This is a genomic window from Ollibium composti, assembly GCF_004801285.1.
Taxonomy (GTDB): Bacteria; Pseudomonadota; Alphaproteobacteria; order Rhizobiales; family Rhizobiaceae; genus Mesorhizobium; species Mesorhizobium composti.
This window is the reverse complement of sequence record NZ_SSNY01000005.1, coordinates 302,972-314,054: the sequence shown is the minus strand read 5'-3', so window position 1 is coordinate 314,054 and position 11,083 is coordinate 302,972. Positions and strand designations below refer to the sequence as shown.

Annotated in this window: 11 protein-coding genes and 1 pseudogene; 5 read left to right on the top strand and 7 right to left on the bottom strand. The window is 64.6% G+C overall.

The features are described 5' to 3' along the window. Positions 1–267 (top strand): hypothetical protein (locus E6C48_RS22705; protein ID WP_206086472.1); only part of this gene is annotated, 267 nt, incomplete at its 5' end. A gap of 59 nt (positions 268–326) precedes the next feature. Further along, a complete protein-coding gene (locus E6C48_RS22540; RefSeq protein ID WP_168734506.1) occupies positions 327–488 on the top strand; it encodes a hypothetical protein in 162 nt (53 codons plus the stop codon). Between the two features lie 100 nt (positions 489–588). On the opposite strand, the gene E6C48_RS11385 is transcribed toward E6C48_RS22540, so the two are convergent. The 3 genes and pseudogenes from E6C48_RS11385 to E6C48_RS11375 form a co-directional block, all read right to left on the bottom strand. Next, positions 589–849 carry a DUF2312 domain-containing protein gene (locus E6C48_RS11385; RefSeq protein ID WP_136357190.1) on the bottom strand — a complete coding sequence of 87 codons (261 nt, stop codon included), beginning with the start codon at positions 847–849 and terminating at the stop codon, positions 589–591. Positions 850–950: 101 nt separating this feature from the next. Then, positions 951–1,106: pseudogene (locus tag E6C48_RS11380) on the bottom strand (DUF2312 domain-containing protein); the annotation flags it as partial. A 117-nt stretch (positions 1,107–1,223) separates the two neighbouring features. Next, complete coding sequence (locus E6C48_RS11375; protein WP_407940975.1) at positions 1,224–1,352, bottom strand: GapR family DNA-binding domain-containing protein; 129 nt, start codon at positions 1,350–1,352, stop codon at positions 1,224–1,226. Between the two features lie 235 nt (positions 1,353–1,587). Between E6C48_RS11375 and E6C48_RS11370 the strand changes: the two genes are divergently transcribed. Further along, entirely contained in the window at positions 1,588–2,763 is a 1,176-nt protein-coding gene (locus E6C48_RS11370) for an MFS transporter (protein WP_136357187.1), read from the top strand. Here the strand turns inward: E6C48_RS11370 and E6C48_RS11365 are convergent. Beyond that, entirely contained in the window at positions 2,748–3,635 is an 888-nt protein-coding gene (locus E6C48_RS11365; RefSeq protein WP_136357246.1) for a LysR family transcriptional regulator, read from the bottom strand. The two genes, E6C48_RS11370 and E6C48_RS11365, sit on opposite strands and share 16 nt — an antisense overlap. 99 nt (positions 3,636–3,734) lie before the next feature. On the opposite strand from E6C48_RS11365, the gene E6C48_RS11360 reads away from it, so the two are divergent. After that, on the top strand, positions 3,735–4,700 hold the full coding sequence (locus tag E6C48_RS11360) for an NAD-dependent epimerase/dehydratase family protein (protein ID WP_136357185.1): 966 nt from the start codon (positions 3,735–3,737) through the stop codon (positions 4,698–4,700). 61 nt (positions 4,701–4,761) lie between these two features. On the opposite strand, the gene E6C48_RS11355 is transcribed toward E6C48_RS11360, so the two are convergent. The 3 genes from E6C48_RS11355 to E6C48_RS11345 all read right to left on the bottom strand — a co-directional run bounded on the left by E6C48_RS11355 (position 4,762) and on the right by E6C48_RS11345 (position 9,409). Further along, complete coding sequence (locus E6C48_RS11355) at positions 4,762–4,920, bottom strand: DUF3309 family protein (protein WP_136357183.1); 159 nt, start codon at positions 4,918–4,920, stop codon at positions 4,762–4,764. Positions 4,921–5,016: 96 nt separating this feature from the next. After that, positions 5,017–8,196: an efflux RND transporter permease subunit gene (locus E6C48_RS11350; RefSeq protein ID WP_136357181.1), complete on the bottom strand. Its 3,180-nt coding sequence runs from the start codon at positions 8,194–8,196 to the stop codon at positions 5,017–5,019. A gap of 58 nt (positions 8,197–8,254) precedes the next feature. Beyond that, the gene (locus E6C48_RS11345) at positions 8,255–9,409 is read right to left on the bottom strand and encodes an efflux RND transporter periplasmic adaptor subunit (protein WP_136357179.1); all 1,155 of its coding nucleotides are present in this window, start codon (positions 9,407–9,409) and stop codon (positions 8,255–8,257) included. A gap of 410 nt (positions 9,410–9,819) precedes the next feature. Here E6C48_RS11345 and E6C48_RS11340 point away from each other — a divergent pair, with 410 nt between their 5' ends. Continuing rightward, positions 9,820–10,824: an iron ABC transporter substrate-binding protein gene (locus E6C48_RS11340; RefSeq protein WP_136357177.1), complete on the top strand. Its 1,005-nt coding sequence runs from the start codon at positions 9,820–9,822 to the stop codon at positions 10,822–10,824. Positions 10,825–11,083: the final 259 nt, after the last annotated feature.

Genomic DNA, 11,083 nt, shown 5'->3' with positions numbered 1-11,083 from the left:
GCCCCGATCCTTCACCAGTCTCACCGCCTCGAGCTTGAACTCGCGGCTGAACTTCCTTCTCTGCATTCCAACTCTCCAGTTCCGTTAAACACCTTATCTCGGTGTCCACGAAACCGGCAGCAGGCCAATAATAATGAGCTTGAGGAATTCGATCTTATTTATCGCAGCGGGCGGGTGAAGATGGGAATGGGTGCAGGCCTTGATCTGATCCTTCCGGAAGAGATGAAACTCCTTGAGCGGCTCGCAGGGCTCGGCGCGACATCCTAATCAAAGAGGGTAAACATGATGGCGACCTGATTTCAGTCGATCCAGCGGGAAACACGTGGTTGACACGGATCGTGCCGGGCTGGCCGATGGCGAAGCTGGCAAACCGGGAAGGCCGCCGCTGGCTTGCCTCGAAATCCAGAGATCGGGGATTCGCATCGGAGGAATTGAAGTTGGATTTCTTTACGAAGAAATCGCCAATCATCCTAGATGAGAAGCGCTGAAGCAGCCAACGCTCAAAAGGAGAAGGCCCCGCAAGCTTGTCGCTTCGGGGCCAAACATTTGGTCGCTCAAATTGGCGAGGAACTCGGTTATGCCTAACGATCACGCCATGCCGAGAGCCGCCTTGTACAGGTCCAAGATTGCCTCAGCTTCTTGCCGTTCAGCCTGATCCTGCTTGCGCATTCTGACGAGCTGTCTGACCGCCTTCACGTCGAAACCGGTCCCCTTACACTCGCCGTATACCTCCTTGATATCGTCGGCGATCGTCTTCTTCTCTTCCTCGAGCCGCTCGATCCGTTCGATGAACGCACGGAGCTGGCCTGCGGCTACCGTTTGGCTGCTATCGGTGACTTCGTCTGCCATGTCGTTGTTTCCTATTCCGGAGAGAAGGCGTGTCGTCTAGTCCGATGACGTGTCGCCTACGTAAGTCGTTGATCTGATTGCTAGGCGACAAGTTTTAGGGGCGACCCGAAGCCCGTCCCCTTCATCTCAGCAAAGATCTCTTTTATGTCCTCTTGGATCTGGGACTTCTCCTCTTCGAGGCGCTCGACCCTTTCGATGAATGCACGAAGCTGCCCTGCTGCGACAGTCTGGCTGGTTTCGGTGATCTCGTCTGCCATGTGAACTCCATTCAATGCTTGTGCGCCATTCTGAACACCCGGTTTATCAGGAGGTCTCCCGATAACGGATTCTTAGGCTAACCCTAACAAAACTCTGCTGAAATCCCTTTCGGGAGACTAACTAAACGTGTGAAAGTCGTCGGCGATCGTCTTCTTTTCTTCCTCAAGCCGCTCGATACGCTCGATCAGGGCGCGCAACTGGCCGGCGGCGACCGTCTGGCTGGTTTCGGTGATTTCGTCGGCCATCGTTTTTTCTCCACATGGGCACGCCGCGACTCGACTGTCGCCGGCTTCGTGTTCGGGCGCTTCGATGCCCGACCGCCGCGCGCGGGTCAAGCCGGACCGGCATCGCAGTTGCCATGTCTGTGACTTGCCCGCGCCGGTCTCGACGCTGGATCGGGATTTTCGCCGCCATGCCGCTTGACTGCCGTTTGAATCGATCTAATTTCCGCGCGTCCCCGGCCTCAGGCGAGAACGCCCCATGCAAACGACCAACGTCCTGCAAACCGCCGTTCGCGGCCGCTGGGCGGTCGCCACGATGTTCTTCGTCAACGGTTTCCTGACCGGTAGCTGGGCGCCGCAGATTCCTGTCTTTCTCGAGCGGCTCGCCATCTCGAAATTCACGCTGGGCGTGCTGATCCTGGTCTTCGGCCTCGGCGCGCTCACCTTCATGCCGCTTTCCGGCTACCTGATGTCCCGCAATGGTTCGCGCACGGTCGTGCGCGGCTTCGGCGCCGTCGCCGTCTTCGGCCTGCTCCTGGTGGCGTTGGCGCCCAACGTCGTCCTGGCCGCGCCCGCCATGTTCCTCTTCGGTGGCCTCATCGGCGGCATGGATGTCGCCATGAATGCCAATGCGGTCGCCGTCGAGCGGCGCCTGTCGAAGGCGGTGATGTCGTCCTCGCACGGCTTCTGGAGCCTCGGCGGCTTCGCCGGCGGCGGCCTCGGCGGCATCACCATCCAGGCCTTCGGCCACGTCGCCCATGCGGCGCTTGTGACCGCCGCGGCACTCGTCCTGTTCCTGGCGGCCACCCGCTACCTGATTGCCGAGGCAAAACCCGCCGTCCACGAACATCACAGGTTCACCCTGCCGCGCACGGCCACCGTCTATCTGGTCGGGCTGATGGCGCTGCTGTCGATGATTCCCGAAGGCGCGATCCTCGATTGGGCGGCCCTGCATCTCCAGCAGGAACTCGGCGCCGACCTCGCCACGGCGGGGCTGGCTTTCGCCTTCTTCTCGGCGGCCATGTCGCTGATGCGCTTCGCCGGCGACAGCGTGCGCAACCGTTTCGGCGCCGTGACGACGCTGCGCGTGTCGAGCCTGATTGCCGCCGGCGGCATGCTTGTGGCGGCGCTGTCTCCCTGGCCCTGGCTGGCCATCGCCGCCTTCGCCTTCTGCGGCCTGGGCATCGCTAACATGGTGCCGATCGCCTTTTCCGCCGGCGGCAACCAGCCCGGGATGGCCTCGGGCACCGGCATGAGCGTCGTCACCACCATGGGCTACTCCGGTATCCTGATCGCGCCTTCGGCGATCGGCTTCGCCGCCGAGCACATCGGCTTTTCGCCGATCTTCATGGCGCTGGCCGGCTTCCTGGTGATCGTGTGCCTGATGGCGAACCTCGCACACACCGCCGACTTTGCGCCTCAGCCGGCGGAGTAGCGCTTCAGCTCCTCGTGGAGAAAATCGGCCACCCGGCGTATGCGCACGCTGGTGCGCACGTCGCGGTGCATGGCCAGCCACACTGGCAGCACCGGCAGCGGCAGGCCGGGAAGCACGATCTCGACGGCTGGATCGCGTCTGGCCAGCGGCTCCTGCCCGATGCCGATGCCGTTTCCGGCACGAACCGCTTCCCACAGCACGATCTGATTGTCGGTGCGCAGGCCGAACGCGCCGCGCGACAGCACCAGACCGAACCCGGCGAAACCGCGGACGATCTCGTCGCTGCGGTCGAACCCGATCAGACGGTGGCCGCGCAGATCGGCCGGCACCTGAGGGCGGCCGCTGCGGTCCAGATAGGGTCCGGCCGCCGCAAGGCAGAGCGGGATATCCGTCACCTTGCGCGCCACCAGTTCGTTCTGCACCGGCCGCACCATGCGGATGGCGATGTCGGCGTCGCGCCGCAGCAGGTTCTCGACCCGGTTGGAGGCAACGATCTCGACCTCGATACCGGGCTCCTCGACGCCGAGGCGGGCCGTGATGCCGGGCAGGACATAGGCCGCCACCACCTCGCTCGCCGCGATGCGAACCGTGCCCTCGATCGCCTCGACCGAGCCGAGCGCCAGCATGGAGAAGGCGGCCGCCTCGTCCGACACCGTCTTGCCGCGCTCGTAGAGCACAGCCCCCGCTTCCGTGAGCTGGTAACCGCGCCGTCCGCGCCGGAACAGCGTGACGCCCAGCGCCGTCTCCAGCTCGGCGATATGACGGCCGAGGGTCGGCTGGCTGGCATCCAGCCGACGTGACGCGGCGGACAGGCTGCCCGCTTCCGCTACGGCGACGAAGCTCTTGATGAGGTTCCAGTCGAGATCGGGCATCAATTCATAATTGAATATCTGAAGATCATTCTTCGCCAATTTTCATTCATAGGCGACGGGATCATATCTGGGCTCCCAACACAAGTACGGAGCAAGCAAATGACCAGCATCGTCATCCTCGGCGCCAACGGCCGGCTCGGCCGCGTCGTCGCCAAAGCCTTCATCGAAGCCGGCTATGACGTCAGGGCCGTTACCCGCAGCGGCAAGCTGCCTTGGGAACTCGGGAAGGCGACCGCTGTGGCAGCCGATGCGCTGGATCGTGCCGGCCTGATCGCCGCGACGGCGGGCGCCGACATCGTCTTCAACGGGCTGAATCCCGTCTATTCCGACTGGAGCACGGCCCTGCCCATGGCTGAAAACGTCATGGCGGCCTGCCGCGCGAATGGCGCACTGCATCTCTTTCCCGGCACCATCTACAATTTCGGCCAGCCGATGCCGCCATTGCTGAAGGAAGACACGCCGTTCCTGCCGACTACTGAAAAGGGCCGCATCCGCGTCGCCATGGAAGCGCTGTTCCGCGCCGAGGCGGAAGCGGGCCGCGTCCGCACCGTCCTGCTCAGGGCCGGCGACTTCTTCGGCGGCACCGGCACCGGCGGCTGGTTCGACACGGTGATGGCGTCCAAGGTGACCAAGGGCACCTACACCGCCGCCGGGCCGGTCGATCTGGTGCACGAATGGACCTACCTGCCGGACCTGGCGAACGCCTTCGTCGCGCTGGCCGAAAACCTCGACAGGCTCGGCGCCTACGAGGCGCTGCATTTCCCCGGTCACCCGGTCACCGATCTCGAGATGAAGGCGGCGATGGAGCAGGCGGTCGGACGGCCGCTGAAACTATCCGCGCTGCCGTGGTGGGTGCTGCGCGCCGGCGGCCCGTTCGTGCCGATGTGGCGAGCGCTCGTCTCGATGTCCTACCTGCGCTTCGAGGAGCACAGGCTGGTCTCCGATCGGCTGGAAGGCATCATCGGGCCGGTCCCGCACACGCCTCTGGAGCAGGCGGTAGCGGCGGCGCTGGTCGACCTCGGCATAGAGGTCGACGGAATCGACTACCCCGCGCGAGCCGCCTGAGCAGCAAAAAGGCGGCGCAAGCCCGGCTCGCGCCGCCTTTCGATCCGGTCGAAGCAGCCGGTCATATCCGGCCCATCAGAAGCAGGACGATGACGATCACCAGGATGACGCCGACGATACCGGACGGGCCATAGCCCCAGCCGCGCGAATAGGGCCAGCTCGGCACCGCGCCGATCAGGATCAGGATCAAAATGATGATGAGAAGGGTGCTGAGCGTCATTGAAAGGCCCTCGCTTGAAGTGTTGCAATGGCACAACAATGCGAAAGGCCGTCCGGGAGTTCCCGGACGGCCCTGTCTATCAAGAAGCTCAAGCGTCTATTCCGCGGCCTTGGGGAAGGCCGAAGCCGGCTCGCCCGCAGACTCCTGCGCTTCTTCAGGCGCGGTCGAAACCGCCCCCTTGCCGCGCCTGAACAGCCGGCTCCACAGACTGCCCCGCTCGCCTTCCTTGCGCTTGGCGCGTGTGAACACCATCAGCATTGACGGCGTCACGATCAGCGTCAGCACCGTGGCGAAGGACAGGCCGAAGACGATCGCCGAGGACAGCGAGATCCACCATTGCGTCGACGGCGCATTGATCGTCGTCTCGTGGTGGAAGATCTCCAGCCCGAGGCCGAAGGCGATCGGCAGCACACCGAGGATCGCCGACACCGCCGTCAGCACGACGGGACGGGCGCGCTCGCGGCAGGTCTGCAGCACCGCCTCCATCTTGTCCCAGCCTTCTTCCCGCAACCGGTCGTAGGTGTCGATCAGCACGATGTTGTTGTTCACCACCACGCCGGCCAGCGCGATCACGCCGATGCCCGACATGACGATGCCGAAGGCCTCGCCTGTCAGGAGCAGGCCGAGGAACACGCCGATCGTCGCCATGACGACGCAGGACAGCACCAGCCACACGCTGGTGAACTTGTTGAACTGGGCGAGCAGCACCAGGAAGATCAGGAAGATCGCCGCGCCGAACGCCTTCGACAGGAAGGCGGACGCCTCCGCGCTGTCCTCGTTCGAACCGGCAAGCTTCCAGCGCACGCCTTCCGGCAGGCCCATGTCGGCCACCGCCTTGGTGACCTCGGCCTGCACGGCCGCCACCTGCTTGTCGCCGGCGACGTTCGCCTGCACCACGACGGTACGCGCCCCGTCGATGCGGTTCAGGATGCCGACGCTGGCCTCCGGCTTGCGGATGACGAAGTTGGAGATCGGCACCGAACCCTGGCTGGTCTGCACGCGCAACTCGTCGAGCGTCGACAGCGTTCGCCGGTCCTCGGGCAGCCTGAGCCGGATATCGACGGCGTCGTCGGCACCGGCCGGCCGGTACTCGGACAATTTCAGCCCGTTGGTCACGAGCTGCACGACATTGCCGACCGCATTCGGGCTGATGCCGTACTGCGCGGCCTTGGCACGATCGACCTCGAGCGCCCAGTCGATGCCGGGCGGCGGCAAGCCGTCGGAAATGTCGATGACGCCGGGAACCTTGGCGATGCCCGCCGCGACCTTCCGTGCCACCTTGTCCAGCCCTTCAGGGTTGGCGGCGGAGAGGCGGATCTGGATCGCCTTGCCGGTCGGCGGACCGGCCTCCGGCACGCGCACCTCGACGTCGACGCCCGGAATGCCGGCCATCGCCTTGCGCAGGTCGTCGAGGATCTGGTTGGCGGGCTTGCGCTCGCGCCAGTCGACGAATTCGTACTGGATGACGCCGACGACGTCCTCGGGAATGTCGGCGCCGCCTCCTTGCGTCTTGCCGACGCGCGTATAGACCGACTTCACGCCCGGCCAGCCGAGCAGCCTGTCCTCCGCCGTCTTCGTCGCAGCGTCCATCTCGGCGAGCGACAGGTTGCCGCGCGCATGGACGTAGAGCAGGCCGTAGTCGGGCTCGACATTGGGGAAGAACTCGACGCCCGCGCCATACTTGCCATAGGCCATGAAGACGCCGACCAGCAACGCCACCGTGAGCACGCAGACCGTGATCGGGAAGCGCACCGCCTGCTTGACCACGGCCATGTAGAGGCCGTCGCGGTGCTCTTCCTCGCCATGCGCCGGTGCCTTGGCGAACTTGGCGCCCAGCGTCGGCGTGAACACAAGCGCATAGAGCATCGAGGCCGCCAGCGTCACGATCAGCGTGATCGGCAGATACTTCATGAAGTCGCCGACGATGCCCGGCCAGAACAGCAGCGGCGAGAAGGCGGCGATGCGCGTCATGGTGGCGGCGATGACGGGGCCGGCCATGCGCTTGGCGGCCAGCGCGAAGGCTTCCTCGCGCGGCATGCCCTCGCCCATGCGCCGCTCGGCGAATTCGGTGACGATGATGGCGTCGTCCACCAGCATGCCGACCGCCAGGATGAGCGAGAAGAGCACGATCATGTTGATGGTGAAGCCCATCAGGGTGAGCATCAATATGCCCATCAGGAAGGATGACGGGATCGCCAGCCCGATCAGCAGCGAGGCGCGGCCCGACAGCGCATAGAGGATGACGATGAAGACCAGGATGACGGCGATCATCACATGGTTCTGCAGGTCGGTCAGCAGCTGGTTGACAAAGACCGACTTGTCCTGCGTGTAGGTGACTTCCATCCCCTGCGGCGCGGTCTTGACGAAAGCGTCGGCGACGGCCTTGGCGCCCTCGATCGTCTGGACGATGTTGGCGCCGATGCGCTTCTTCACCTCGATGGCGATGGCCGGCTTGCCGTCGAGGCGCGTGATCGTCTCGGCGTCCTTGAAGGTCGAGCGGATAGTGGCGATGTCCTTGGCCTGCACCACTGCGTTCGGCCCGGCGATGACCGGCAGGTTGGCGACATCTTCCGGCGTCTCGATCAGCGACGGCACCTTGACGGCGTACTTGCCCTCCGAGCCCTCGATGTTGCCGGCAGCGACAAGGCTGTTCGATGCGCCGACGCCCTGCATGAGCTGGTCGAGTTGCAGCCCGTAGGACGACAGCTTGACCGGATCGACCACCACTTCGACGAGATCGTCGCGGGCGCCCTGCAAGTCGCCCTCGAGCACGCCCGGCACCTCCTCGATGCGGTCGCGCAGCTCGCGTGCGGCCGCCGTCAGCACCCGCTCCGGCACATGGCCGGACAAGGTGACGACGAGCACCGGGAATTCCGAGACGTTGACCTCGTTGACGGTCGGCTCCTCGGCCGCCTGCGGCAGGTCGGCCTTGGCGTCCTGCACCTTGGAGCGTGTGTCCTGCAGGGCGGTCGCCAGGTCCACCGACGGCTCGAACTCGACCAGCACGTAGCCGCCGCCCTGGAAGGCGGCCGAACGCATCTCCTTGAGCCCTTTCAGGCTCTTGAGCTTGGTCTCCATCGGCCGAAGAAGCAGGCGTTCCGAATCCTCCGGCGAGATGCCCTGGTAGACCAGGCTGACATACATCATCGGGATCGGAACGTCCGGCTCGGCCTCCTTCGGCACCGACTGGTAGGCGAGCGCACCCGCCAGGATCAGGAACAAAAGGACCGAGATGGTCAGCCGCGCGTTGCGGATGGCAAGTCTGACGATATCCATGGGTCAGATCCGGTTGAGAGCGACGCTCGTCCAAGCGGAGCGTCACTCTGGATTCGGTTTATTGCGTGCTGGCCGCCGCGTCGCCGACCAGCGTCTTGATCTCTTCTGCCGTAGCCTCGACCGGCTGCACCACGTCGCCCTCAGCGACCAGCGCCTGGCCGGCGACGATCACCCTGGCGTCGGCGGGAATGCCGCCCAGCACGAGGCCCTTCGGCGTGTCGTCGACGAGGTCGATCGGGTAGAAGACGACCTTGTTGTTTTGATCGACGGCACGGATGCCGAGGTCGCCCTTGTCGCCCAGCGTGACGACGGAGCGCGGCAGTACCACGGCATCGGTCGGCTCGGCCGAAAGCGTGATCTCGGCGGTCATGCCGGCGGGAATGGAACCATCGGCATTGGGAATGGCAACCTCGACGCGGAAAGTGCGCGTCGCCGACGAGGCGTCGCGGCTGATGTAGCGCACGGTGCCCTCGGCCGTGCGGCCGCTGACCAGGCGCACGGCCGCCTTGTCGCCGATCTTGAGGTAGCCGAGGTCGCGCTCGCTCACCTCGCCGCGGGCGATGACCGGGTCGAGCGCCAGGATGGTGGCAACCTCGCCGCCCTGCATGACGGCGCTGCCGAGTTCGACCGGGATACGGTCGACGACGCCGTTGAACGGCGCCTTGACCTCGTTGCGGTCGAGTTCGGCTGCGGCGGCATCGAGCCCGGACTGCGCGGCGGCGAGGTTGGAGCGCGCCGTATCGAGCTGCAGCTTCGGCAGGTTGCCGCTCTTGGCCAGTCGCTCAGCGGCACTGAGTTCGGCCTGGCGCTGGGCAAGCAGGGCCTTGGCGTTGTCGACGGCCGAAATCTTCTCCTCGGCGGCAAGCATGAGGATGAGGTCGCCGGTCTTGACGCGGTCGCCCTGCTTGACCGGCAGCTTGTCGATGATGCCACCGACGCGCGTCGCCAGAACGGCACGCTTGTCGGCTTCGGTCAGACCCGAGATGCGGATGGCGCGGGCATGTTCGTCACGCGGCGGCTTGACCACCTTGACGATGCGCGCCGGCGCCTCCTCGGCCTTCGGCTGCTCTGCCTTCTGGCTGCCCTCGGCGGCCTTCTGCTCGTCACCGCCGGCGGCGCTGCCGACGGAGGAGAACGTGCCGGTGGCGACCCAGGCAGCGAAGCCGATGAGCACCACAATGGCCGCAAGCTTGTGAAACCTGAATTTCGACATCGTTATTGTCCGTTGAGTGGCCCCAATGGCCATGCACACGTCGCGGTCATATGGGTTGTGCGCGACGGCATTCAAATCGCCGTGATTGGCGAAGGGCGCCTTCTACAGGAAAGTGACGGCGCTATACAGTCGAAATTGTCGGGGAAACGGCCACAGACTTGGCCCGCAAGCCGTTGATCATCGTTCGGTTTGCGCCTGTTCGCCCTAATTTTGCGGCGGCGCGCAAGGCTTTTGTTCCATTTGGCAGCAGCCGTCAGGAATGAGAACACGTACGGCGATTTATGGCGATCTTCGCCACGACCAGTCTCCCTCGGCGGCTGACCGGATGCCCGCAAGATAATCTTGACTGATGTATTCAGGTATTGATAAGGGTGCCGCCACGCCAACGTCGGCGTGCCAAGGAGACCTTGATGAGATCGATCCTTTCCCCCTTCTGCGGAGCCGTGCTCGCCGCAGTCCTGCTCACTGCGCCGGCGAATGCCGACGACGAAGGCATCGTCGTCTACAACGCCCAGCACGAAAGCCTCACCAAGGAATGGGCCGAAGGCTTCACCAAGGAAACCGGCATCAAGGTGACGCTGCGCAACGGCGGCGACAGCGAATTCTCCAACCAGATCGTCGCCGAGGGCGCCGCCTCGCCCGCCGACGTCTTCCTGACGGAGAACTCGCCGTCCATGGTGCTGGTCGAAAATGCCGGCCTGTTTGCCCCGGTCGACGCCGACACGCTGGCGCTGGTGCCGGAGAACTATCGCCCGGCCAGCGGCAAGTGGATCGGCATCGCCGCGCGCAGCACGGTGTTCGCCTACAACAAGGACAAGCTCAAGGAAGACCAGCTGCCGAAGTCGCTGATGGATCTGGCCGACCCGAGCTGGAAGGGCCGCTGGGCCGCCTCTCCCTCGGGCGCCGACTTCCAGGCCATCGTCTCCGCCGTGCTCGAACTCAAGGGCGAGCAGGCGACCGCCGACTGGCTGAAGGGCATGAAGGAAAACTTCACCGCCTATCGCGGCAACGGCACGGTGATGAAGGCCGTCAACGCCGGTGAGATCGATGGCGGCGTCATCTATCATTATTACTGGTTCGGCGATCAGGCCAAGACCGGCGAGAACAGCAAGAACGTCGCCCTGCACTACTTCAAGAACCAGGACCCCGGCGCTTTCGTTTCGCTCTCCGGCGGCGGCGTACTGGCTTCGAGCAAGCATCCGAAGGAAGCCCAGGCATTCCTGAAATGGGTTGCCGGCAAGGGCGGCCAGGACATCCTGAAGAACGGCACTTCCTATGAATACGCCGTCGGCGTCGGCGCCGAATCCAATCCCAAGCTCGTTCCGCTGGCCGATCTCGACGCCCCCAAGGTCGAACCCTCCATGCTCAACGCCAAGAAGGTCACAGACCTGATGACGGCGGCCGGCTTGCTTTAGCCGGCGTTCCGCCTAAAAGGGCAGCGCAAAGGCAGGTCCGGGAAAACACGAAGCGGTTTTCATCCGGACCTGCATCAAGACAAGGAAAACGATCGTTTCGGCGCTTCCGTGGCATTCCGAAACGATCCAGCCACTCCCGGCGGATATCCGCCGGGATAGCCAACCGAGAAACAGATGAGCATTCGCCGCATATCCGGCCGGGTCGTCCGCGCTCACGCCGCCATGGCAGTGCTGCCTGCGCGGACGGTCTGACCTGATG